Consider the following 21,881-nt stretch of genomic DNA (forward strand, 5'->3'; position numbering starts at 1 on the left):
GTACGCCCTGCTCAACCGGCCGTCGGAAGTTCTCAAGTTCGGGATGGACGTCGTGCGCGGTCTGGACCAGGACGGACCCGAACCCGACGACGGACCCGACTCCGAGGTCAACGAGCTGACGGTCACCCCGCACCCGGACCGGCCGGGCGGCGTGATCAAGGGCCGGTTCGACAACGCGGTCCTGTTCGCCACCATCGCCACCCTGATCGACGCGAAGTCCAAGCCGGCCGGCGCGGATGACCAGCGCAGCAGCAAACAGCGCCAAGCCGAAGCCCTCGCCGATGTCTGCGGGTATGTGCTGGACCACGGCGATGTCCCGCAGTCCGGTGGGCACCGGCCACACCTCAACGTGCACATCCCGCTCGCCGAGCTGGAAACCCGAGTGCGGACCGCGATCCTGGACTTCGGCGGCCACATCAGCACCAAAGACCTGCGCCAGCTTGCCTGCAACGCTGCCGTCATCCCGATCGTCATGAACAGCGCCAGCCAACCCCTCGACATCGGCCGCCTCTCCCGCGTGATTCCCGACGGAATGCGACGAGCCGTCGCCGCCCGTGACCGCGGATGCGCACGATGTGGCCGCCCGGCGAGTTGGTGCGACATCCACCATGTCGCCGAATGGCAGAACGGCGGACCAACCGAAATCAACAACCTCGTGATGCTTTGCAAGATGCATCACCGGGAGATTCATTCCACTGAATGGATAGTCCGGATAGCGGATGGATCACCGGAGTTCATCCCACCCAGGTACGTCGACCCCGACCAGGTCCCGCGCCGACGACGACCACGCCACCACGCCCACACCCCTCCGAGTTGACGCAACCCAGCGGTTGCTACACAGTTGCAACCACTGAGTTGCTATAGTCCGTACCGGAGGAGGAGCCATGCTCACCACACCTGAACCGTTGCAGACGCCGCCGCGGGTCGGACGCGTGCTCGCGGCGCTGTTCGTCGCGACGTTCGTGCTCGGCAGTGCCGAGATGCTGGTCGTCGGGCTGCTCGACCGGATCGCGGAGGACGTGCGGATCACGATCCCGGCGGCGGGTGGGCTGGTCACGGCCTACGCGCTGGGGGTTGCGGCCGGTGGGCCCGTGCTGACCGCGCTGACGATCCGGTGGGACCGGCGGCGGGTCCTGCTGAGCGCGCTGGCGGTCGCGACCGTCGCCATGGTGCTGCCGGTCCTCGTGCCTGCGATGAGTTACGCCATGTTCATCGGCCTGCGGGTGGTTGCCGGGGCGATGGCAGGGCTGGTCATCGCCGCGGCGTTCGAGATGGGCACGTCGATCGTCGAGCCGGAGCGGAAGGGGCGGGCGATCTCGGCCGTGTTCGGCGGGTTCGCGGTGTCCAGTGCGCTCGGGGTGCCGTTGGGGACGCTCATCGGGCACGCGCTGGGCTGGCGCGGCGCGTTCGCCGCGGTGGCGGCGCTGAGCGTTGCCGCGGTTGTTGCGCTCGCGGTGCTGGCGCCGTCGCTGCCCGGCTCGACCAGCGGCGCCGGCGACCTCGCCCGGCACGCCTTCTCCCCGCGCGTGCTGGCCGTGCTGGCGCTGCACGTGCTCGTGTTCGCCGCCCTGTACTCCGCGGTGACGTACATCGTGCCGTTCCTGGAGAGCGTCACGGGCATCAGCGGGCCACTCGTCAGCGTCTTCCTCCTCCTCTACGGCGGCGCCGACGCCGTGGGCGCGCTCATCGGCGGCCGGTTCGCCGACCGGGATGCCGCACGGACGCTGCTGGTCACCACCGCAGGCATCAGCGGGGTGCTGCTGATGCTGCACTTCGCCGGACCCGTCCCGGCGCTCGTCGCACTCGTCCTGATGGTGCTGGGCGCGACGGCCGCGGCCATGGTGCCATCACTCCAGTACCGCGTGGTGGAGCTGGCCGGGCCCGGCGGCGCGCTGGCGCAGTCGCTCCCGGCGTCCGCCGCGAACCTGGGTGTCGCCGCTGGCGCGCTCGCCGGCGGCATCGCCATCAACGCCGTCTCCGTCTCCGCCGCCGTGATCATGGGGGCCGCCATCGGCGTCGGAGCCGTCGCCGTCGCGTGGGCGACCGGCCGGCTCGCCGCCCCGGCTACCGAGCCGGTTGCGTCCGCAGCTGCTCGGCCAGTGCCTTGCGGTTGAAGGCGGCCCGGTTGCAGTCCTCCATCAGCGACGCAGGTGAGCCGCCACGGCGGCGATGACGTCGGAGCGCACGTCGTCGAGGTAGAAGTGGTCGCCGGGGTAGGTAAGCACCTCGAACCGGTCGTGTGTGCACTCCGCCCAGAGCGCTGCCTCGGCCGGGGTCACCTCGGTGTCGTCGGCGCCGACCAGCACGGTGATCGGGCAGTCGACGGCGCGGCCCGGTGCGCCGACGTAGGTCTCGATCACCTGGTGGTCGGCACGGACCGCGGGCAGCACCAGCGGGAGCAGATCGGGATGGTCGAGCACGCCGCCGTCGGTGCCGGCGAGCCTGCGCAGTTCCGCGACGAGCCCGGCATCGTCCCGCAAGTGAACGTCGCCGACGACCGTGGTGTCGTGCGGAGCGTTGCGGGCCGACGCGAACAGATGCTGGACGGCGCCCGGGCGCAGCCGCGTCGCCACCTCGAACGCGACGACGGCGCCGAGGCTGTGGCCGAACAGCGCCACCGGCCGGTCCAGCAGTGTCGCCACCGAGGCCGCCGCGACGATCCCGGGCGTGAACTCCTCACCGGCCATCAGGTCCGAGTTGCCACCGTTGACGTAGGCGTTGCCGCGGCCGTCCACGACGATCTCGTTGAATCCGCGGGCGACACCACTCAGATCGGCGTGGGTCACGATCGATCCGTCCGGCTCCACCGGGTCTGGGCGATCGACGAGGCAGAACGCCGAGATGGGCACAGCTCAGCAGGTCGGGCCGCTCCCGTTCGCCTGCCGGCCGCCGCGGGGAGCGACGCTCATCGCGACCACAACCGTGTCGCCCTGGCTGACCCGCTCCGCGGTCCGGTCGGCGCTCTTGATCGGCAGCACGTAGCCGCCGTCCTTGGGCAGCAGCGAGGTCTCCCACTCTGTGCCGCCGATGCGGGCCCGCACCGGGATCGCGCCCCAGCCGTAGGTGGCCATGGCGGCCTCCGCGCGGACGTAGCTGCAGCCATCCTCGGGGAGCGTGAGCCAGTAGTACGGGGCCGGCCCCCGCCACTCCCACAGCTCGGCGCTGAACTCCAGATCCACACCGAGGACACTATCGGCCGGGTCGTGGCGGGGCCGCGCGTCACCCGCCGAGGGCGTACCGCACCACGAAGTTGTCCGAGCCGGCGAGCTGCTCGACACCGGTGCAGGTCAGGCCACCGGCGGGCGCGGCGAAGGCGGGGGTGCCCGCGCCGAGCGCGGTCGCGCCGATGATCAGGTGCAGCTCATCGACGACACCGGCGGCCAGCAGCGCGTTCCAGGTGATCCGGCTGGCGAAGGAGACGACGGTGCCGGTGGCCTTCAGGTCCTTCATGCGCGCCACCGCCTCGTCACGGCGGACGACGGTCGTCCGCTCCGCCCAGGGCGCGACGTCGGCGGCGGTGAGCGAGTCGGAGACCACGTGCACCGGGATCCGGCTGTAGATGCTCCCGAACTCCTTGTGCACCGCCCCCGCGTCGGGGTTGGTCGCTTGCGCCGGCCAGAACGGCATCATCATCCGGTAGGAGTTGCCGCCGAGCAGCAACGCGTCGGCCGTACGCAACAAGCTCAGGTTGTAGCTGTCGAAGGCCGGGTCCATGGGCAGCACCAGCGGGTTGCCCTCGCTGCTCGCGTAGAAGCCGTCGAGGGACATGATGTTGCAGACGATCAGGCGGTTCATGGTGGCTCCTTCGTTGTGGTGTACCCGGGGAATTCAGGCGTGGATCTCAGGCGCGCCGCAGGTGCAGCACGGCCGGGCCGGTGATCGTGGGTGGGGCCGCGAACGGGACGGGACTGTCGGCCGCGACGGTCACGTCCGGCCCGGCGTGCTCGGCCCGTTCGGTGACGTCGAACCAGTTGGCGGTGTACGTGCCGGCCCCCAAGGTGGCGGTGAACGGCTCGCCGTTCCCAGCTGGCTGGAGCACGAGGTACTCCCGACCAGGAACGGCGAGCACGTACCCGGTGGAGGCGAGGTCGCCGCTCGGGATCATGGAGATGAGGTCGACCCGCTCCGCGAGGCGCCTCGTGTCGCCCATCGCGTGCCGGGCGGGCTCGAACGGCGAGTCGGCGGTCGGTGTGCCCTCGTCGATCAGCCCGAAGTCCATCAGGATCGGGTGGTGGCCGCGCAGGAACGTCTTCCACGCCCACAGCGCGTCGCCCTGTCCCGGCGCGAAGTGGTCGGTGTCGCTGATGACGACCTTCCGGCCGTCGGCGGGCGGCGGGTCCTGGAACCAGCGCGACGGCGGGCCGCCCGGGCCGGCGGGGTGGCCGCCGTCGTTGAAGGCCTCGTCGTCGTAGCCGGGTGAGATCCAGTCGGCGGGGCCGTCGAACAGCGGGTCGTTGACCTTGGACTGGACCGGCACCGGGAACTGCATCGTCATGCCGATCGGACGCGGCTCGTAGCCCCGCTCGTGCTCGTACCGCTTGACGAACTCGATCACCCAGTACTGCCACGCCGTCGAGTCGCCCCAGTCGGTGTCGGCCGGGACGTCGAGTGCCTCGCTGATCTCCGGTGTGACGGCACCGCCGCCGCACGACTCGTTCGAAACCTCGTAGAGGACGTTCGGCAGGTCGTGCACGGTGTCGAGGACCTGTCGCAGGTACGCCTCCTGCAGCGCCTGCACGGCCGGGGCGAGCGGGAGCACCTGGTGGTCGACGATCGAGGTGATCCCGATGCCGTTGACGTTGTTCGCGGCGTGGAACGGGTGCCCCTCGACGTTGTCCGGCGCCGGGCTCAGGTGCAGCGCCCAACCCTCGAAGAGCATCACCGAGACGTACATGCCGCGTTCGCCGGCGCGACGGACCCGATCACGCAGCCGCTCGAAGTACGCGGCGTCGAACTCGGACAGGTCGAACGTCGGACCGCCGTCCTTCGCCGCTCCCCCGCCGCTGCGCGCCCACGGCTGGGGGCTCATGTTCAGGTGGTAGCTGCCACCGGCCGCCTGCGACTTGAACTGCTCCCAGCGCCACAGCCGGATGAAGTTGTGGCCACGCTCGGCGAGGAAGTCGAGGTGGGCGTCGAAGTCACGGGACTCGGGTTCGGTCGGTGCGTCGGCGCCGGGGCCCATCCCGTCGTGGAAGTTGTCCCAGATGTGCGAGCCGGTGAGGTAGACGGCCCGCGGGCGGGCTGGATCGTCCGACCGCCGGATGAAGTAGCGCGGGTTCTCCGCCGAGACAGCCAGCGGTCCCGGCAGCTGATCGCTCGCCATGGTCGTCGTCCTTTCAACGGGCGGGGAGTCGGTTCCGGACCGCGAACCGCAGGTGCGTGACACCCTCGGCTTCGCGGACGGTCGGGGTGTCCAGCGCAACCGGCGCCTTCGCCAGCCCCGAGAAGAGCGGGATGCCCTCACCGAGCAGCAGCGGCACCAGGTCGACCGCGATCACGTCGACCAGCCCGAGATCGACGCACTGCCGCGTGATGGTGGGGGTCGCGAGCGCGACGTCCCGGTCGCCGGCCAGCTCCTTGGCCTGCCGCACCGCGCTCACCACCCCGTCGGTGACGAAGGTGAACGGTGCCCCGGCACGCGGCCACCCGGCGGGCACCCGGTGGGTCACGACGAACACGTGCGCACCCATCGGGTGCCGACCGCCCCACGCGTCGGTCAGCTCGAACAGCCTGCGGCCGCAGATCAACGCGCCGGTCGGGCACGGCTCGATCACAGGCGCGGTGCCGTACCACGCGAACACGTCGTCCACCTCGTCGTCCGGGCCGGCGACGAACCCGTCGAGCGACATGGACATGGTGGCGACAACCGATCCCATCGTGCAGCTCCTGTGTAGTCCGGGGTGCTGCTGGAAGCCTGCTGCGACGGCGGGCGGGATCCATCGGCCACGTGGCGGAGATCCGGCGCGGGGGTGGCAGACTTGCCGGCGCCATGACTGCCGAGCCGCATCCGACGAACCTGCCCGGTCAACTCACCGGTTTCGTGGGCCGGCAGGCCGAGGTCGCCGAGGTGCGGGCGCTGCTGGACGCGGCCCGGATGGTGACCCTGATCGGCACCGGCGGCGTCGGGAAGACCCGCCTCGCCATGGAGGTCGCCGCCACGCAGGTCGCACTCCGGCCGGGTGGGGTCCGGTGGGTCGAGCTGGCGACCGTCACCGATCCGGCGCAGGTCGGTGAGGCGGTCGCGGCGGCGGTGCAGGTGCTCGTCGAGCCCCGACAGGGCCCGGCGCGGTCGCTCGCCGCGCAGCTCCGTGACCGCGGCACGTTGATCTGCCTGGACAACTGCGAGCACGTGCTCGACGCCGTCGCCGAGCTGGCCGGCGCGCTGCTGCGGTCGTGTCCCGGCACCGCGGTGCTCGCCACGAGCCGTGAACCGCTCGCCGTGCCCGGCGAGGTCGTGTGGCGCGTGCCTTCGTTGAGCGCGGACGAGGCCAAGCAGCTGTTCGTCGAGCGGGGCCGCCAGGTGCGCCACGAGTTCACCCTCGACGACGCCGGCGCCGCGGCGACGAGCGTGCTGTGCTCGCGGCTCGACGGCATCCCGCTCGCCATCGAGCTGGCAGCGTCGTGGCTGCGCACGCTGACCCCGCAGCAGATCGAGCAGGGCCTCGACGACCGGTTCGGCCTGCTCATCCGCAGCCCGCGCGGTGTTGCGGCCCGCCAGCAGACGCTGGCGGCGTCCATCGCCTGGAGCCACGACCTGCTCGACGAGCTCGACCGGGCGGTCTTCCGCAGGCTCGCGGTGTTCCCCGCCGGGTTCGATCTCGACGCCGCGCGGGCGGTATGCGCCGACGGGGCTGCAGGTCCCGGCGACGTGCTCGGCAGCATCGGTCGGCTCGTGGACAAGTCGCTCGTCGTCGCGGACACCCGCGGCGGCACGTCCCGGTACGGGCTGCTGGAGACGATCCGCGAGTACGCCGCCGACCGCCTGCGGGACGCCGGTGAGGGCGACCGCACGCGCGACCGCCACCTCGACCACTTCCTCGCCGTCGCCACTGCTCGTCCGGTGCAAGCGGGCGGGCTGGACAGCTGGCGGGCCAGGGTCGAGCGCGAGTACGACAACCTCCGCGCAGCGCTGGAGTGGGGGCTCGCCGCACCCGATCCGGAGCGGGGCCGCCGCCTCGCCGCCGAGCTGGCGTGGCTCTGGCACCTGAACCGGCACGGGCGCGAAGGGATTCTCTTCCTGCACCGCGCGATCGATCACGCACCCACCGATCGCGGCCACTCGGATCGCACGGTGCTGCAGGCGCGGCTACTCACCGGGTTGGCGCTGGTCGCGGACACGGCGAGCCCGCTCGACCTGGAGTACGACGTCGCCCAGCGGGCGCTCGAACTCGCCACCGCGCACGGCGACGACGGCCTGCGCAGCCAGTGCCTGACGCTCTCGGCGGTGGGCCTCTTCTACACCGACTTCGACGCATCGTGGGAGCTCGCCGTCGAAGCCGGCGAGGCGGCCGGCGTCGCGGGCGACCGGCTGTTCGCGGCCGCGCCGCTCGCCTTGCGCGGGATGATCCGGCACCACCAGGACCGGCACGACGAGGCCCGCCCGTTGCTGGAGGCGGCACTCGTCGACCTGCGCGACCTGCACCGCGGGATCGGATCGACCACGCTGGCGTACCTGTCCGAGGGTGCGCTCGTGTGCGGGCGGCTCGCGGCCGCCCGCGACCTCGCCGAGCAGGCGCTCGACCTCGCCCAGCCGCTCGGCGACTTCCTGCGGGTCGGCATCGCCCGGAGCGCGCTGGCGGCCGCGCACACCGCCTCGGGCAACCTGGACGCCGCGCACGACGCCCTCCGTCCGCTGCTGGCGCTCGTCGAGCCGGCTACGGAGACCGTCTTCGTCCCAGGACTGACGCTGACGCTCGCCCAGTTGCACGTCGCACGGGGTGATCTCGACGCGGCGCTGCGCGGATATGAAAGCGGCGTCCGCCAGGCCTCAGGGGCGCCGACCTACCTCGCGGCCCGGCTGCACACCGGCCACGGCGAAGCGCTGCGTCGCGCCGGCCGCGCCGACGACGCCCGCCGCGAGCTCGACCGGGCCGTCGAGCTCGCGCGTGGGCTCGGCATGCCCCGGGTCCTCGCGGACGCGCTGGAACAGCAGGCGTTGCTGCGCGGCGATCTCGACCTGCACCACGAGTCGCTCACGATCCGGGTCGACCACGGGCTGCGGACGTCCTGGACCGACGCCCTCGACGCGATCGCACCGCTGCTGCCGGACCCGAACGCGGCGCGGGCGATCGCCGCGTGCACCGTCGCGCGTGCCGCGATGGGCCATCCCCGGACCGTCGCCCGGCAGCGCGATCACGACGAGCTGGTCGGCCGGCTCCAGCAGGGCCTCGGCCCGGAGTTCGCCACCGCGTGGGCCGCCGGCAGCACGCTCACCCTCGACGACGCCGTCGCGTACGTCCGCCGCAACCGGGGCGCCAACCGCCGCGCGACAGCCGGCTGGGCGAGCCTCACCCCGACGGAGCTGAGCGTCCTGCAGCTCGCCGCGGCCGGGTTGAACAACCCGCAGATCGGCGCCCGGCTGTTCATCAGCCGCAGCACCGTCAAGACCCACCTCGCGCACATCTACGCGAAGCTCGGCGTCGCCAACCGCACCGAGTTGGCGGCCCTGAGCCGGACGGCCGTCTGAAGATCGTCTCACCAGCCGTTGCGATGCGCCCCGAACCGCGGGCCGCCGACTACGCCAACCTCGACGCGGTCCGCTTCCTGTTCTCCCCGATCGCCCACCTGGTGACCGGGGTCGTCCTGGGCGTCGAGATCCAGCCGCGCATCCGCGACCACGCCGCGGCCGACATGGTGGCGTCGATCGCCGCCGCCGACGGCGGCTGATGCGCCCCGCGCTCGACGCGGGCGTCGCCATCGCCGGCATCCGTTGGGGTTCCGACGTGCGGCCCGGCATGGCGTTGCAGGTCAACCTGCTCGCCGACACCCTGGTGGCGCCGGGGGTGCTCGACGAGGTGCACATGGCGGTCGTCGAGACCGTGCGCGCCACCTGCCAGCACTTAGCAGATGGCACGCGACCTCGCCGACGCGATCGCCGGACCGGTGCCGACACCGCAGCCGGGGTAGCCCGCCGCTAGACGGGCACGGCTGCTCCCGTCCCGGCCCGGCTCGTCACGTCCGTCAGTGCCTCGTCGAGCACGGCGACACCGCGGTCGATCTCGGCGTCGGTGGCGGTCAGCGGAGGGGCGATGCGGAATGTCCCGCCCATGCCCGGCAGCTGCACGATGTTCATGTGCAGGCCCAGCTCCGCGCAGCTCCGGGTGACGGCGAGGCCGAGCGCGTCGACGTCTCCACCCGTACCGTCGGTCACCAGTTCCACGCCGACCAGCAGTCCGCGCCCACGGACGTCGCCGATCACGGGGTGTCGCGCCGCGATCTCGTCCAGCCCTCCGCGCAGCCGGTCACCCAGCTCCTGGGCGCGCAGGTCGAGCCGGTCGCGGGCCAGCACGTCCAGGACGGTGCGGCCGACAGCGGCCGGGAGCGGGTCGTTGACGTGCGTGGTGAAGAAGAGGAACCCGCGGTCGTGCGCCTCCCGCTCGATCTCGGCGCTGGTGAGCACGGCGGCGAGCGGGAGCCCCGCGCCGAGCGTCTTCGACAGGGTGAGGATGTCCGGCACGACGCCGTCGCGCTCGAACGCGTACCAGTCGCCGGTGCGGCAGAGCCCGGTCTGCGCCTCGTCCAGGATGAGCAGCATGCCCCGCTCGTGGCACTTGTCGCGCAGCGCGGCGAGGTAGCCGGGCGGAAGGTCGACGACCCCGCCGGAGCTGAGGATCGGCTCGACCAGGCACGCCGCGAGGCTGCCGACCGACTGGGCGTCGACCAGGTCGAAGCCGAGGTCGAGCTGGCGGCGCCAGTCGAGGTTGCCTTGCGCATCGACGATGCCGGGCCGGAACCGGTCGGGCACCGGCAGGGCGAAGTTGCCGGGCGCGGCGGGCCCGTACCCGGCCCGACCTGCGACGTAAGTGGCGTTCGCAGCGCCTTGCGTCATCCCGTGCCACGACCGCGCGAACGAGACGATCTCGTGCCGGCCGGTGACGAGCTTCGCCATCCGCAGCGCGGCCTCGTTCGCCTCGGCGCCCGTCGTCAGGAACATCGCCTTGTCCAGCGGGGCCGGCAGCGTCCCCGTCAACCGTTCGGCGAGGTCGAGGACGGGACGGCTGAGCATCCCGCTGTAAATGTGGTCGAGCCGGCCCACCTGCTCGCGGACCGTCGCGACGATCTCGGGGTGCGCGTGGCCGAGGATCGCGCTCATCTGCCCGGACGTGAAGTCGAGCAGCTCGCGCCCGTCCTCCGTGAACACCGAGGTGCCCTCGGCGCGATCGATGATCCCAGGGCTGAATGTGCCACGGCCCGAGTAGCGCACCAGGTGCCGCTGGAGGGCGAGGGTGTCGTCCGGCATGACAGCGACGGTACGAACCCGGCCCAGTGCGCGTCCATCACACATTTTCGACACTCCTGTGCGGTGTCATCGCACAATGGGTTCGTGCTGAACCCGTGGCGGTTGCGCCTGCTCGGCCTGCTCGACAGCCTCGGCACCGTCCGCGCGGTGGCCGAGACGTTGCACATGAGCCCGTCGACGGTGTCGCAGCAGCTCGCCGTGCTCGAGTCCGAGACCCGCAGCAGGCTGCTGGAACGCTCGGGCCGGCGGGTGCGGCTGACCACGGCGGGGATCGCGCTGGCCCGCCGTGGCCGCGAGATCCTCGACCGGATGGCCGAGGCGGAGGCCGAGCTGCGGGCACTGAACGACGAGCCGATCGGAACCGTCCGGGTCGGGGTGTTCCAGAGCGCGATCCACCCGCTCGCCGTCCCCGCGGCCGCTCGCCTCGCCGACTCGCACCCCCTCCTGCACGTCGAGCTGATCGAGGCGGAGCCGCACGAGAGCGGGCCCGCACTGCGCACCGGCGCTCTCGACGTGATCGTGACGACCACCGACTACGTCGAGTTCCCGAGGGACCCCGACCTCGAGATCGTCCCGCTCGGGACCGATCCCGTGGTGCTGGTGCTCCCACCCGACCACCCGCTCGCCCGGCGCAAGGTCGTCAACCTCGCCGCGTGCGCCGAGGAGACCTGGGCCCTCGACCGGGAAGGGTCGTACATGGCCGAGCTGAGCAGGCGGCTGTGCAGCGAAGCCGGCTTCGAGCCCCGCGTGGCGTGCCGGTTCGGCAATTACCTCCTGCAGCTGCAGCACGTCGAGGCCGGCCGCTCGGTCACGCTGCTACCCGCGCTCGCCGTCGCACCCGGCCCCGCGGTCGTCACCCGCGAGCTGGCGGCGCCCGTGCACCGCAACGTCGCGATCGTGGTGCGGCGGCTGACACCTCCGCGGGCAGCGGTGAACGCCGTGGTCGCGGCGTTGCTCGACCACCCGGAGATCCCGGCGCTCTCCGCGCACACCTCCGCCTGACTCACGCGAGATCGAGCTGCAGGTAGCACGTCCGGTCGCGCAGCCCGACGGTTGCGGTCTCCGAGCCCGCGAATCCGGCGACGTCGACGAATCCCAACGAGCGGTAGAGCGCCAGCGCCGGCTGCATGAAGGTGAACGTCTCCAGCTGCAGGGTCCGGAATCCCTCGGCGCGGGCATCGGCGACCAGCCGTTCCAGATCGCTGGATCATCACCACCCCGCCGTTCTACCGGCCGGGAACGCGTCGCAAATGGGCAATGAGCACCCATCTCGGCTGGCCGGCCCACTGCCGGATGCCCAGTTGTCTCCTCAGCCAGCGGAGTTGACGGGGATCGCGGCACGCTGCCCTCGGAGGAAGTGCCTCGTGGTGGTGAGGAGCGCGAATCTCCGGCGCTCCCCCGGGTGCACGACGACGAGGTTCTGCTCGACGAGCGTCGCGAGCGCCGGCGCGACGCACCCCGGCGGTGTGCCGAACCCGGCGGCCAGCGCCTCGGCCGCTTCGAGGTGGAAGGGCCGGTCGAACATCGCGATCTGGCCGAGCACGGTTCGTTCCGGCGCGGTGAGGTGCGCGCAGGCCCGGTCGAACGCGCCGAGCAGGCTGCTGTGTCGCCGGCCGGCGTCGCGGGTGCCGATGTTGAGCAGCCGCAGCGGGTTGTGCTCGATCCGGGCGGCGAGCTGTTCCACCGAGAACGTCCGGGTCGCGGCGGCGGCGAGCACGATCACGAGCGGCAACCGGTCGACCGCCTCGACGATCCGACGGACCTGGTCGCCGTCGGCGGGCCGGACGTGCGGTCCGGCGTGCTGGCGGAACAGCTCCGCCGCAGCATCGGGAGGCAGCGGCCCGACGTGCTGCTGGGTCTCGTGTTCGAGCAGCAGCGGGCGTTGCGAGGTCACCAGGACGTGCAGCGCCGGGGCTGTGCGTCGCAGCTGCAGGGCCGCCCGCCCGACGTCCTCGACCACGTGTTCGGCGTTGTCGAGCACGAGCACGGCATCGGCCGACGGGACCGCGTCGACGATCGCCGCCTCGATGGCCGCTGCCTGCACGTCGTGGCCGCCACCCGAATCAGCCAGATCGAGATAGCCGACGGAACGCCCCGCAGCGATGGCGCGGTGGGCGAGCTCGACCGCGAGCCGCGACTTCCCGCTCCCCATCGGACCGACCAGCGTCGTGAGGCCGGGCCGTTCGAGCCGCCGCAGCCCCTCGCCGGTCTCGGCGGCACGCCCGACGAGCGGGCCGGTGCGGGCCGGCACGGTCTGACGGGTGGATCGGGTCGGAGCCCGGTGCGTCGGCCGGCCGGACCGGTTCTGCAGGAGCGTCGGGTCGTGACGCAGGATCCGCAGCTCGAGGTCGGCGGTGCGCGCGGCGACGTCGACCCCGAGCTCGCCCACGAGCGTGCGGCGGACGTTCCCGAGCAGCTGCAGCGCCTCGACCTGGCGTCCGGTGCCGTACAGAGCGTGGGCCAGCAGGCACTGCACCGTCTCGTTGAACGGATGCGCGGCCGCGAGCTCGGTCAGCTCCCCGACGGCCGCTGCGGCAGCGCCGATCTGCAGCTGGGCGGTGTGCAAGTGGATCGCCAGATCGAGCCGGAGCTCGTCGCAGACCTGGGCGTGGGCAGCGCCGAAGGGGAACTGGCAGAGGTCGGCGAAGCTGGGTCCGCGCCACAGCGCCAGCGCCGCAGCGGCGGTTTCGATCACCTTTCCCCGGTCGGCGGTCTGGATCGTGGCGATCGCGGCCCGCGCACGGTGCAGGTCGAGATCCGCCGTCGCGGCCAGCTGGTAGCCGGCCGGTTCGAGCTGGACCAATGGCGCGCTGCCGAGCGCGGCCCGCAGCCGGGAGATCAACACGCGCAGCCGGGCGACCGCCTTCGCCTCGGCACAGCCCGGCCACAGGTCGACGATGAGGCGCTCGATGCCGACCGGAGCGCCTTCGGCGAGGGCGAGCCGGACGAACAGCGCCCGCTCGAACGGGCGCGCCAACGTCAACACCGCGCCGTTGAGGGACACCTGTGTCTGCCCCAGCACGTCCATTTCCACGGTGTCGCAACCGCGAACCACGCCCCCCATACCGTCCCCCTCCTCAGTCGTCACCACGTAGACGGCAGCCGCGGCAATTCCGTTGGCCGAGTAGACCGACGCCCTCGTTCGAGTAGTCCGCTACTCACGACAGCGCGGCAGCCCTCACCAAAAGTGGACGTACGCCCCACGGCGGACATCGAACGTGGGCGGGGGGACCGGGGGAAATCAGCGGCGACGCAGGGCGCCCGGGAACGGCCCACGGACCGACGAACCAGCTACATCCGCGATCGAAAGGGCTTCGACCATGCGCCGTGCCGCATTGCTAGCTCCGCTCGTGTTCCTGCTCGCCGTGTTCGGCGTGCCGGCGACCGCGAACGCCGGCCCCCTGCCGGCGAACCTCAACCCGACCGAGATCACGCAGGCCGTGAACGCCCACAACCAGGTCCGCCAGCAGGTCGGCGTCCCGATGCCGAACGTGACGTGGGACGCCGGCGTCGCCGCCGTCGCGCAGGACTGGGCCAACCAGCAGGCCGCGAAGATGAAGGCCGGCCAGGCCGCCCCGGTGCACCGCCCGAACAATCAGTACGGGGAGAACCTGCAGTGGGCGTGGGCCACGCCGAACGCGCCGAACCCGGCACCGACCGTGCCGGTCACCTCGTGGGCGAACGAGAAGCCGTTCTACAACTACGCGACCAACTCCTGCGCCGCCGGGAAGCAGTGCAAGCACTACACCCAGATCGTCTGGAAGGCGACGACGAAGATCGGGTGTGGTCGCGCGACCTGGACCGTGGGCACCAAGAACTGGATCCTCTGGGTCTGCAACTACTCGCCGAAGGGCAACATCAGCGGCCAGAAGCCGTACTGAGCCGGTCGGCCACCTCGATCGCCGGCGCGTTCAGCCCAGGCGGGCGAGCGCGTCGGCGATCGGGATGGTGATCTCGGAGTAGGCGTCGTGGTTGTGGATGCTCTCCAGGTTCCGGCAGGTGGCGGTGATCGTCGAGGTCGGATCGGCGAGCCCGCCGGCGCTCGTCACGAACGCGGCGACGACGTCGCGGACCACGTCCTCGGTGAACTGGGGACGTTCGTGCGAGCGGCGGACGAGATCGTGCTCATCGGGCCGTTTCAGCAGCTCGTGCGTGATGTGCGCGGCGCTGTTCATGGCCTCGTACGCGTGGGAGAGGTCGACGTCCTCGTGGAGCTCGAGCTCCAGCGTCGCCCGTCCACGCTGCGAGTGCGTGAACGTCGGTGTCGAGAACCCGACGTCGTTCGCCGCGTCGAAGCCCATGTCGGCGGCGAGCCGGTCGATCAGCGTGTATCGGCTGAACGCCTGGGTGCAGGGGCACGCGGTCATGACAGCGGCACCAAGCGTCGCCGTCCCCGACACCCGCCCGGCCGCGTAGCGGCCGGTGAGCGTGATGTCGAACGTGTCGGGCGACCACTTGCGGGTCACCGGCGTCAGCCGGTTGTCCGTGGCGCGGCCGACGAACCGCATCGTCGCCTCGGCCAGCTGCTGCCGCTCGGCCACCTCGGACGTCACACCGGCGACGAAGGCGCGGACGGAGTCCCAGTAGCGGTCGTTGGTCATGGCGATCGCCTCGACGACCCGCGACATGTGCACCCCACGCTGCGTGGGTGTCAGCGCGGCGTAGGCCTCCGCCTCACCCGAGACGGCCATGCTGCGGCGGGGGTCGACGAAGGACGGGCACGTGAAGGACACCCACTGCTTGTCGATCCCGGCTTTCGTCACCGGCAGCGGGACGAGCGACCGCGACGCCGCGATGTCGGTCTCGTGATCGAGGAACCGGTCGAGGTCCTGCGCGTTCTCCTTGGTCAGCCGATCGACGCCACGGAAGTCGTCCACGCTGCTCCCCACTCGAAACCGACGGGCGCCAGCGACCATAGCGGGACGTCCCCAACCGGGTCTGACACGGAATTGCCGGTTTCCGGACCTGCGGGAAACCCCCGTACAACTCGGGTGAATACCCCGATCCGTCGCCCGATCGGGTGCTTCTAATCTCGAAGGCATGATCGCCGCGACACCGCCCGTCCCCGTACCGCCGCCGGACGGGATCGTCGGGTGGGTCGTCGGGCTGATGGACGCGCTCGGCGCGCCCGGGGTCGGGCTGGCGATCGCGTTGGAGAACATCTTCCCGCCGCTGCCGAGCGAGGTCTTCCTGCCGCTCGCGGGCTTCGCGGCGGCCCGCGGCGAGATGTCGATCATCGCCGCGATCGCCTGGACCACCGCCGGGTCCGTCGTCGGCGCGCTGGTGCTGTACGCGATCGGCGCCGTGTTGGGCCGCGACCGGTTGCGGGCGATCGTCGACCGCATGCCGCTGGTGAACCTCCGCGACGTCGACAAGGCCGAGGAGTGGTTCGCCCGCCACGGCGCCAAGGCCGTGTTCCTCGGCCGGATGGTGCCGCTGGTGCGCTCGGCGATCTCGGTGCCCGCCGGGGTCGAGCGCATGCCGCCGCTGCTGTTCGTCGCGCTCACCGCAGCCGGCAGCCTCATCTGGAACACCGTGTTCGTCCTCGCCGGGTACTTCCTCGGGGAGAACTGGCACATCGTCGAGCAGTACGCGGGCATCCTGTCGAAGATCGTGCTCGGGCTCCTCGTGCTCGCGGTGGCCGTCGTCGTGGTCCGCCGCGTGCTCGCCCGCCGCCGTGCGGCCGAAGCGGAGGAGACGGACGACGAGCCCGAAACGTCCGATGAGTCTGGCGAGTCCGACGAGACCGATGAGGCACCGACGGAGAAGATCCCCGCTGTCGCCGTCTGGGACGGAGCCGACGACCCCACATTGCGGTATCCGGTGCAACGCCCCGTCCAGCACGGCCGGCCACCCCATCGCCCGCTCCCCCAGCGCCCCGCACATCAGCGACCCGTGCACCAGCGCCCGATCCCGCACAGCCCGCCACCGCGGCCCGTCCAGCACGACCCGCGCGGACCCGTGCCCCCACGCCCGGCGCCACGCCACTCGCACCAGCCGCACCACCCGCCGCAGCCGCAGCAGCCGCCGGTGCGGCGGCCACCCGCGTAGGTTGTGCTGGTGGCCGGCGGACTCGTCATCGGCGACGGGTGGGCGTCCCACGAGGGCGGCCCGTTCCACCAGAGCGACATGCACCACCACGCGGCCTTCCAGGTCGCCGTCGCGCTCGAGGGCGAGGTGTCGTTGGTGGAGCCGTCCGGGCGGACGCACCGGGCCGCGGCACTGCTCGTCCCACCGATGGTGTGGCACCAGCTGCTGCCCGTACCGCGGCTGCGGACGTTCTTCGTCGAGCCGCACAGCGTGTTCGCGGATCGACTGCGGGCCCGCGGAGGCGTCGGCATCTCCCCCGCACCTGACCTGGTCGACCTGCACGCCGACGACCTGCGAGCGGCTCTCGGACCGGCGAGCTCGACCCTCGATGCGCGCCTGGTGGCGGCGATGCGAGCGGCGACCACACGCGATCTGACGATGGCGGAGCTGGCGGCGACGGTCGGGCTGTCGCCGCAACGCCTGCGTGCGCTGGCGAGGCAGCAGCTGGGCATGCCGTTGACGAAGTGGCGCATCTGGCGGCGGATCGCGCGCGCCGTCACCGCGCTGGACGGCGGAGTGGACCTGGCCGACGCTGCCGCCACCGCCGGATTCACCGACCAGGCGCATTTCACCAGGCAGATGCACGAGATGATGGGCATCACCCCGCGGGAGGTGCGGCGCGCCCTACGGCCGCCGTCCCACGTAGATCGAGATTGACCCGTTGATCGTCGGCACCCACTCGGGCTCGCGCACATCGTCGAACCCGGCCTCGGCCATCAGCTCCGGGACGATCCCGTCGGCGTTGGGCTGGGTGTCGGCCTTGCCGTCGGCCAGCTGCACGACGCGGAACGCCGTTCGCATCAGCGTCGTCCGCTGCCGGCCGAAGTCGGCGATCACGAGCCGGCCGCCGGGGCGCAGCGCGGCGAACATCGAGCCGAGGATCGCCCGCTTCACCGCCACCGGGCACTGGTGCAGGACCAGGCTGGACATCACGACGTCGGCAGATCCCGGCTCCACGACGCCGGCCAGCTGGTCGCCCGTTGCCGCATGCCACCGGGCGGACGCTCCGCTGGTAGCCACCTTGCGCCGGGCCAGGTCCAGCAGCGTGCGGTCCGGGTCGACGCCGATGGCCGTGACGGTCGGCTCGACCCGCAGCACCGCCTGCAGCAGGGTCCCGGTGCCGCAGCCGACGTCGACCACCACGTCACCGGGCCGGGGCGCCGCATACGCGACCGCGAGGCCGCGCCACAACCGTTCCCGGGTCAGCGCGACCGCGAAGTCGAAGAACCGTGCGGGAGCAACGCGACCCAGCGCGGGGGTGAACTGACGCTCGTCCATGCTTCGAGCGTCGCCCGCGCCGGGCCGTCGCGTCTTGTACGAACCGCTCGCTCAGAGCTCGCGGCCACTGGCCCGCTGCGCCCGACCCTGCGGCCCGTACGGGTACTGGCCGACGATCGGCTCGCTGGCCTCGTCGAGGAGCTGCGTCTCGTCGTCGGACAGGTGCAGGTCGGCGGCGGTCAGGTTGTCGTCGAGCTGCTCGACCGTGCGGGCGCCGAGGATCACCGATGTGACCGCGGGCCGGTCGGCCGTCCAGGCCAGCGCGACCTGCGCCATCGACACCCCACGCGACTCCGCGATCTTGGCGACGGCGTCGATGACCTGCCAGGTGCGCTCCTGCGCGTTGCGCGGCGCGTAGGCCTCCATGCCGCGCTCGGGGTTGTCGCCGAGCCGGCTCTCGCCGCTGGGCACCTCGTCGCGGCGGTACTTGCCGGTCAGCCAGCCGCCGGCCAGCGGCGACCACGGCAGGATCCCGATGTTCTCGTTCTCGCAGACGTCCGTCAGCTCGAACTCGATCTCCCGGACCAGCAGGTTGTACTGCGGCTGCAGGGTGACGATCGGGGTCAGGCCGAGCACATCGGTGAGCATCGCGGCCTTCTGCAGCTGCCAGCCGAGGAAGTTGCTGACGCCCGCGTACCGGATCTTGCCGGCCTTCACCGCGTCGTCGAAGAACCGCAGCGTCTCCTCCAGCGGGGTGAGCGCGTCCCAGGCGTGCGCCTGGTAGAGGTCGATGGTGTCGACCTGCAGCCGCCGCAGGCTCGCGTCGAGCGCGCGGGTGAGCCCGCCCCGGCTCAGCCCGACGTCGTTGGGGCCGTCGCCCATCGCGAAGCGGCCCTTCGTCGCGAGCACGACCTGGTCGCGGGCATCCGGGCGCTTCGCCAACCAGCGGCCGACGATCTCTTCGGAGACGCCGCGCGAATAGACGTTGGCGGTGTCGACGAAGTTCCCGCCCCGTTCCAGGAAGCGATCCAGCTGCGCGTGCGAGACCTCCTCGCTCGACTCGTTGCCGAACGTCATCGTGCCGAGGCACTGGGTCGACACGATCGTTCCGGTGCCACCGAGCGTGCGGTACTCCATGCCGTCGTCCTCCTCCGTAGGCCGTGTCGGTCACGACCTCTGAGGTCCTACCTTTCCCTCTCCGGCTCGACTCGTGCAACCGGCCCTGAACGCGCTGTGTGATCGCGGCGAAACGTGGATCCAGGACGATCGCTGTTGCTGCCGGGAGGATCCCGGCGAGCCATGTCCGCGGGGGGTACGACATGCACTGTGGTCAATGCGGTTCAACGACGCTCAAGCCGGGGTTCCTCAGCGACTTCGGCCAAGGGGCACAAGGTGACACGCAGTGGGTCGAAGGCCCGGTGGAGCGGGGGGTCTTCGGGGTCGCGAAGCTCTGGCGCAAGGGTCGTTGGCAGGTCAACGCCTTCTGCTGCGCCCACTGCGGGCACCTCGAGCTGTTCGTCGGCGAGAAGCGGAACTGATCAGCGGTACAGCACCGACAGCAGCTCCGGCCCGATGCGCTCGATCGCCTCGATGTCGAGCTGGTAGTACACCGCCGCGCCGTTGCGGTGGGTGTGCACGAGCCCGGCCTCACGCAGGCTGCGCAGGTGGCGCGAGACCTGCGGGCGGGTCATCCGCAGCTGCGTCGCGAGCTCTGCCGTCGCGACCGGCGTCCGCAGGATGGCGTAGCAGACCTGCAGCCTCGTCGGGTCCAGCAACGCGGCCAGGGTGCGGCGGATCGACTCCACCGACGGTGCCGTGGCCACGTTCGCGCTGTACTGCACCACCACCGGGTAGCCCGGGAAGTGCTTGATCACGAAGTGTGGCCGGCCGTGCGCGGTCGGCACCAGCACGCAGGGCCGCTGCCCGTCCACCTCCGCGGTGGCGGCGTAGAGCTTGTCGAAGACGAACCGTGTCGGATCGTCGCCGGGCAGGTGCGTCGGGAGGTCGGTGAGCGTCTGCGGGCCGCGCCTGCGGATGTCGCGGTCCCGGTCCGCAGCGGCCCGGTCGATGATCGAGCGGACCTGCGCCCACTCCTCGGCGAACGCGTCGGCGGCGAAGGCCGCGAGGAAGTCGACCAGCTCCGCGCGGAACCCGACGGGATCACCCCTGACCCGCATGCCGATCGCCAACCGGCTCGACGAGATCAACCGCAGGCGCGGCATCAGCTCGGCGGCAGCGAGCGTCATCAGCTCCGTGCTGTTCTTGCCGATCAGCGCCTGCACCGTCATCGCCGTGAAGTCGTCGATCGGCAGCGCGGCCAGCTCCGCGAGCTCCGCGAGCTCCGACTCGATCGTCCGGCTCCCGGTCGCGGTCAGCGGCAGCATGTAGCGAGCGCGGAAGGCGCTCCACAACGGCGCGAACGTCGCTGCGCGGGCGAGCAGACCCGGGTCGACCGAGGCGTGCACGCGTGCGACCCAACCCGCGCTGAACGGGTGGTGCGCCGCCTCCTCGACGGAGTGCAGGCAGGCGCACAGCTCGGCCAACGGCGAGCGGCGGACCGTGACCGCACCGGTGGCGGCCGGGTCCACGATCAGCGTGACGGCCACCAGGCAGGTTACCGCGTTCGCGGCAACCGTCTTGTGCGGACGATCGCCGTTGGCCACCGTCGTCACCCATGACGGCGAACGACGTTGCGGCCCTCAGACATCCGACGGCTTTCTACTCCGTTGGCGCGACAACCGTGTTCGCGTCGCAGTTCGACCAGCGCTTCTCCTACTGCCTGTACGTGCCGACGGCGCACGATCCCGAGGGCGATCCGGTGCCGCTGGTCGTGCTGCAGCACGGCACGGGGCGCCGCGGGCCGCAGTACCGCGACCGGTTCGCGGAATGGGCCGAGCAGCACGGCGCGCTGGTGCTCGCCCCGCTGTTCCCCGCGGGCATCGGCGACCCGGACGACCTGCACAACTTCAAGTTCATCCGCTACCGCGGGATCCGGTTCGACGACGTCCTGCTCTCGATGGTCGACGAGGTCGGCGACCGGTTCAACGTCGCCGCCGACCGCTTCCTGCTGCACGGCTTCTCCGGCGGCGGCCAGTTCGTACACCGGTTCGCGTACCTGCATCCGCAGCGCCTGCGCGGGCTCTCGATCGGCGCGCCCGGCCGGATCACCTACATCGATCCGGACAGCCCGTGGTGGACCGGGCTGAAGGGGTTCGAAGAGGAGTTCGGCTGCCCGCCGCGGATCGAGGAGCTGCGGGACGTGCCCGTGCAAATGGTGGTCGGGGACGCGGACGTCGAGACCTGGGAGATCAACAACCCCGGCGACTCCAACTGGATGGACGGCGCCGACGCGCACGGCACCACCCGTGTCGAGCGCCTGCAGGCGCTGCGGGCCAACTTCGAGGCCAACGGCATAACGGTGCGGTTCGACGTCGTACCGGGCGTGGGACACAGCCCGATGGACGTGCTCGCGCCGGTCAAGGACTTCTTCGCGACGATCCTCTCGGGTCAGGAGTGAACAATGAATAGAACAGCAGTAGCCACAACGGCGTTCGCTGCGGCTGTCCTGCTCGCCGGATGCGCCATCGGCGACAGCGGCCCGGCCGAGGGCCTATCCCAGCAAGACGTTGACGATCATGGCGCCGGGCAGCCCCGGCGGCGGCTGGGACACCAGGGCCCGCGGCATCGCCAACGCGATCAGCGAGTGCGACGTCGCCTCCGTCAACGCGACGGTCGTCAACGTCCCCGGGGCCGGTGGCACGATCGGGCTCGCCCAGTTCGCGAAGAGCGCCGGCGTACCAGCTGATGGTGATGGACAGCGTCACGATGCTCGGCGGCATCGTGACGAACAAGTCGCCGGTCGATCTCTCCACGCTCACCCCGGTCGCGGGCCTGAGCAGGGGCCCGTCGACGGTGGTCGTGTCCGCCGACTCCCCGTACACCTCCATGAGCTCGCGCGACACGGCCGTGTAAGCGCCGTGAGACCCGTGCACGGCAGCGTGCGGTCCACCGGCCGGGATCTTCCGTCCCGGCTTCGCAGATCGTCGAAGGAGCACCCGATGTCGCGCGACCCCTACGCCGAACTCCCCCCGGTCCCGTCCTTCACCCTCACCAG

General features: G+C 71.6%; 24 protein-coding genes. 11 read left to right on the forward strand and 13 right to left on the reverse strand.

From position 1 onward, the window contains the following. Window positions 1–43 precede the first annotated feature (43 nt). Together LL648_RS42335 and LL648_RS42340 are read left to right on the forward strand one after the other, a co-directional pair. Complete coding sequence (locus LL648_RS42335; protein ID WP_232668639.1) at window positions 44–817, forward strand: HNH endonuclease signature motif containing protein; 774 nt, start codon at window positions 44–46, stop codon at window positions 815–817. Window positions 818–884: 67 nt separating this feature from the next. Continuing rightward, on the forward strand, window positions 885–2,114 hold the full coding sequence (locus LL648_RS42340; RefSeq protein ID WP_232668640.1) for an MFS transporter: 1,230 nt from the start codon (window positions 885–887) through the stop codon (window positions 2,112–2,114). Window positions 2,115–2,138: 24 nt separating this feature from the next. Here LL648_RS42340 and LL648_RS42345 read toward each other — a convergent pair whose 3' ends face one another. The 5 genes from LL648_RS42345 to LL648_RS42365 all read right to left on the reverse strand — a co-directional run bounded on the left by LL648_RS42345 (window position 2,139) and on the right by LL648_RS42365 (window position 5,876). After that, complete coding sequence (locus LL648_RS42345; protein WP_232668641.1) at window positions 2,139–2,786, reverse strand: thioesterase II family protein; 648 nt, start codon at window positions 2,784–2,786, stop codon at window positions 2,139–2,141. 66 nt (window positions 2,787–2,852) lie between these two features. Beyond that, window positions 2,853–3,179, reverse strand: a complete 327-nt coding sequence (locus LL648_RS42350) for a DUF1905 domain-containing protein (protein ID WP_232668642.1) — start codon at window positions 3,177–3,179, stop codon at window positions 2,853–2,855. A 40-nt stretch (window positions 3,180–3,219) separates the two neighbouring features. After that, a complete protein-coding gene (locus tag LL648_RS42355) occupies window positions 3,220–3,795 on the reverse strand; it encodes a dihydrofolate reductase family protein (RefSeq protein ID WP_232668643.1) in 576 nt (191 codons plus the stop codon). Window positions 3,796–3,841: 46 nt separating this feature from the next. Further along, window positions 3,842–5,323, reverse strand: coding sequence for a hypothetical protein (locus LL648_RS42360; RefSeq protein ID WP_232668644.1), 1,482 nt, complete (start codon window positions 5,321–5,323; stop codon window positions 3,842–3,844). A 13-nt stretch (window positions 5,324–5,336) separates the two neighbouring features. Then, entirely contained in the window at window positions 5,337–5,876 is a 540-nt protein-coding gene (locus LL648_RS42365; protein WP_232668645.1) for a dihydrofolate reductase family protein, read from the reverse strand. Between the two features lie 113 nt (window positions 5,877–5,989). Between LL648_RS42365 and LL648_RS42370 the strand changes: the two genes are divergently transcribed. Genes LL648_RS42370 through LL648_RS42380 form a run of 3 tightly spaced genes read left to right on the forward strand, consistent with a single transcriptional unit; the run spans window position 5,990 to window position 9,137 of the window. Continuing rightward, complete coding sequence (locus tag LL648_RS42370) at window positions 5,990–8,686, forward strand: helix-turn-helix transcriptional regulator (protein ID WP_232668646.1); 2,697 nt, start codon at window positions 5,990–5,992, stop codon at window positions 8,684–8,686. Between the two features lie 23 nt (window positions 8,687–8,709). Next, window positions 8,710–8,886 carry a hypothetical protein gene (locus tag LL648_RS42375; RefSeq protein ID WP_232668647.1) on the forward strand — a complete coding sequence of 59 codons (177 nt, stop codon included), beginning with the start codon at window positions 8,710–8,712 and terminating at the stop codon, window positions 8,884–8,886. Next, entirely contained in the window at window positions 8,886–9,137 is a 252-nt protein-coding gene (locus LL648_RS42380) for a hypothetical protein (protein ID WP_232668648.1), read from the forward strand. Before LL648_RS42375 ends, LL648_RS42380 begins: the two co-directional genes overlap by 1 nt. Here LL648_RS42380 and LL648_RS42385 read toward each other — a convergent pair. Further along, entirely contained in the window at window positions 9,134–10,459 is a 1,326-nt protein-coding gene (locus LL648_RS42385) for an aspartate aminotransferase family protein (RefSeq protein WP_232668649.1), read from the reverse strand. The genes LL648_RS42380 and LL648_RS42385 overlap by 4 nt on opposite strands. Before the next feature lie 84 nt (window positions 10,460–10,543). Here LL648_RS42385 and LL648_RS42390 point away from each other — a divergent pair, with 84 nt between their 5' ends. Beyond that, entirely contained in the window at window positions 10,544–11,461 is a 918-nt protein-coding gene (locus LL648_RS42390; RefSeq protein ID WP_232668650.1) for a LysR substrate-binding domain-containing protein, read from the forward strand. A 1-nt stretch (window position 11,462) separates the two neighbouring features. Here LL648_RS42390 and LL648_RS44755 read toward each other — a convergent pair whose 3' ends face one another. Together LL648_RS44755 and LL648_RS42395 are read right to left on the reverse strand one after the other, a co-directional pair. Then, the gene (locus LL648_RS44755) at window positions 11,463–11,588 is read right to left on the reverse strand and encodes a hypothetical protein (protein WP_255687557.1); all 126 of its coding nucleotides are present in this window, start codon (window positions 11,586–11,588) and stop codon (window positions 11,463–11,465) included. 180 nt (window positions 11,589–11,768) lie between these two features. Then, the gene (locus LL648_RS42395; protein WP_232668651.1) at window positions 11,769–13,523 is read right to left on the reverse strand and encodes an AfsR/SARP family transcriptional regulator; all 1,755 of its coding nucleotides are present in this window, start codon (window positions 13,521–13,523) and stop codon (window positions 11,769–11,771) included. Window positions 13,524–13,779: 256 nt separating this feature from the next. Between LL648_RS42395 and LL648_RS42400 the strand changes: the two genes are divergently transcribed. After that, complete coding sequence (locus tag LL648_RS42400; protein ID WP_232668652.1) at window positions 13,780–14,340, forward strand: CAP domain-containing protein; 561 nt, start codon at window positions 13,780–13,782, stop codon at window positions 14,338–14,340. A 30-nt stretch (window positions 14,341–14,370) separates the two neighbouring features. Here the strand turns inward: LL648_RS42400 and LL648_RS42405 are convergent, their stop codons facing one another. Beyond that, on the reverse strand, window positions 14,371–15,336 hold the full coding sequence (locus LL648_RS42405) for a GTP cyclohydrolase, FolE2/MptA family (RefSeq protein ID WP_232668653.1): 966 nt from the start codon (window positions 15,334–15,336) through the stop codon (window positions 14,371–14,373). A gap of 163 nt (window positions 15,337–15,499) precedes the next feature. Here LL648_RS42405 and LL648_RS45645 point away from each other — a divergent pair, with 163 nt between their 5' ends. Both LL648_RS45645 and LL648_RS42415 read left to right on the forward strand, forming a co-directional pair. Then, window positions 15,500–16,510 (forward strand): DedA family protein, encoded by a 1,011-nt coding sequence (locus tag LL648_RS45645; RefSeq protein WP_308190462.1) that lies wholly within the window; start codon window positions 15,500–15,502, stop codon window positions 16,508–16,510. 9 nt (window positions 16,511–16,519) lie between these two features. Further along, a complete protein-coding gene (locus tag LL648_RS42415) occupies window positions 16,520–17,206 on the forward strand; it encodes a helix-turn-helix domain-containing protein (RefSeq protein ID WP_232668654.1) in 687 nt (228 codons plus the stop codon). Here the strand turns inward: LL648_RS42415 and LL648_RS42420 are convergent. The 3 genes from LL648_RS42420 to LL648_RS42430 form a co-directional block, all read right to left on the reverse strand. Then, complete coding sequence (locus tag LL648_RS42420; RefSeq protein WP_232668655.1) at window positions 17,174–17,827, reverse strand: class I SAM-dependent methyltransferase; 654 nt, start codon at window positions 17,825–17,827, stop codon at window positions 17,174–17,176. The genes LL648_RS42415 and LL648_RS42420 overlap by 33 nt on opposite strands. Before the next feature lie 51 nt (window positions 17,828–17,878). After that, window positions 17,879–18,904, reverse strand: coding sequence for an aldo/keto reductase (locus tag LL648_RS42425; RefSeq protein WP_232668656.1), 1,026 nt, complete (start codon window positions 18,902–18,904; stop codon window positions 17,879–17,881). Window positions 18,905–19,305: 401 nt separating this feature from the next. Then, entirely contained in the window at window positions 19,306–20,430 is a 1,125-nt protein-coding gene (locus LL648_RS42430; RefSeq protein WP_232668657.1) for an ArsR/SmtB family transcription factor, read from the reverse strand. An 11-nt stretch (window positions 20,431–20,441) separates the two neighbouring features. On the opposite strand from LL648_RS42430, the gene LL648_RS42435 reads away from it, so the two are divergent. Beyond that, entirely contained in the window at window positions 20,442–21,284 is an 843-nt protein-coding gene (locus LL648_RS42435; protein WP_232668658.1) for an alpha/beta hydrolase, read from the forward strand. A gap of 93 nt (window positions 21,285–21,377) precedes the next feature. Here LL648_RS42435 and LL648_RS42440 read toward each other — a convergent pair whose 3' ends face one another. After that, the gene (locus LL648_RS42440) at window positions 21,378–21,527 is read right to left on the reverse strand and encodes a hypothetical protein (protein ID WP_232668659.1); all 150 of its coding nucleotides are present in this window, start codon (window positions 21,525–21,527) and stop codon (window positions 21,378–21,380) included. A gap of 50 nt (window positions 21,528–21,577) precedes the next feature. On the opposite strand from LL648_RS42440, the gene LL648_RS42445 reads away from it, so the two are divergent. Then, window positions 21,578–21,739 (forward strand): hypothetical protein, encoded by a 162-nt coding sequence (locus LL648_RS42445; RefSeq protein WP_232668660.1) that lies wholly within the window; start codon window positions 21,578–21,580, stop codon window positions 21,737–21,739. Window positions 21,740–21,881 lie beyond the last annotated feature (142 nt).

The organism is Pseudonocardia sp. TRM90224, from assembly GCF_021245725.1.
Taxonomy (GTDB): Bacteria; Actinomycetota; Actinomycetes; order Mycobacteriales; family Pseudonocardiaceae; genus Pseudonocardia.

What these genes read in the sequence shown, in the direction of transcription:
- LL648_RS42385 (WP_232668649.1), bottom strand. Translation starts at nt 10,459, where the DNA reads ATGCCGGACGACACCCTCGCCCTCCAGCGGCACCTGGTGCGCTACTCG.
- LL648_RS45645 (WP_308190462.1), top strand. Translation starts at nt 15,500, where the DNA reads ATGATCGCCGCGACACCGCCCGTCCCCGTACCGCCGCCGGACGGGATC.
- LL648_RS42380 (WP_232668648.1), top strand. Translation starts at nt 8,886, where the DNA reads ATGCGCCCCGCGCTCGACGCGGGCGTCGCCATCGCCGGCATCCGTTGG.
- LL648_RS42435 (WP_232668658.1), top strand. Translation starts at nt 20,442, where the DNA reads ATGACGGCGAACGACGTTGCGGCCCTCAGACATCCGACGGCTTTCTAC.
- LL648_RS42400 (WP_232668652.1), top strand. Translation starts at nt 13,780, where the DNA reads ATGCGCCGTGCCGCATTGCTAGCTCCGCTCGTGTTCCTGCTCGCCGTG.
- LL648_RS42360 (WP_232668644.1), bottom strand. Translation starts at nt 5,323, where the DNA reads ATGGCGAGCGATCAGCTGCCGGGACCGCTGGCTGTCTCGGCGGAGAAC.
- LL648_RS42370 (WP_232668646.1), top strand. Translation starts at nt 5,990, where the DNA reads ATGACTGCCGAGCCGCATCCGACGAACCTGCCCGGTCAACTCACCGGT.
- LL648_RS42425 (WP_232668656.1), bottom strand. Translation starts at nt 18,904, where the DNA reads ATGGAGTACCGCACGCTCGGTGGCACCGGAACGATCGTGTCGACCCAG.
- LL648_RS42355 (WP_232668643.1), bottom strand. Translation starts at nt 3,795, where the DNA reads ATGAACCGCCTGATCGTCTGCAACATCATGTCCCTCGACGGCTTCTAC.
- LL648_RS44755 (WP_255687557.1), bottom strand. Translation starts at nt 11,588, where the DNA reads ATGCAGCCGGCGCTGGCGCTCTACCGCTCGTTGGGATTCGTCGACGTC.
- LL648_RS42375 (WP_232668647.1), top strand. Translation starts at nt 8,710, where the DNA reads ATGCGCCCCGAACCGCGGGCCGCCGACTACGCCAACCTCGACGCGGTC.
- LL648_RS42445 (WP_232668660.1), top strand. Translation starts at nt 21,578, where the DNA reads ATGGACAGCGTCACGATGCTCGGCGGCATCGTGACGAACAAGTCGCCG.
- LL648_RS42395 (WP_232668651.1), bottom strand. Translation starts at nt 13,523, where the DNA reads ATGGGGGGCGTGGTTCGCGGTTGCGACACCGTGGAAATGGACGTGCTG.
- LL648_RS42340 (WP_232668640.1), top strand. Translation starts at nt 885, where the DNA reads ATGCTCACCACACCTGAACCGTTGCAGACGCCGCCGCGGGTCGGACGC.
- LL648_RS42335 (WP_232668639.1), top strand. Translation starts at nt 44, where the DNA reads ATGGACGTCGTGCGCGGTCTGGACCAGGACGGACCCGAACCCGACGAC.
- LL648_RS42365 (WP_232668645.1), bottom strand. Translation starts at nt 5,876, where the DNA reads ATGGGATCGGTTGTCGCCACCATGTCCATGTCGCTCGACGGGTTCGTC.
- LL648_RS42420 (WP_232668655.1), bottom strand. Translation starts at nt 17,827, where the DNA reads ATGGACGAGCGTCAGTTCACCCCCGCGCTGGGTCGCGTTGCTCCCGCA.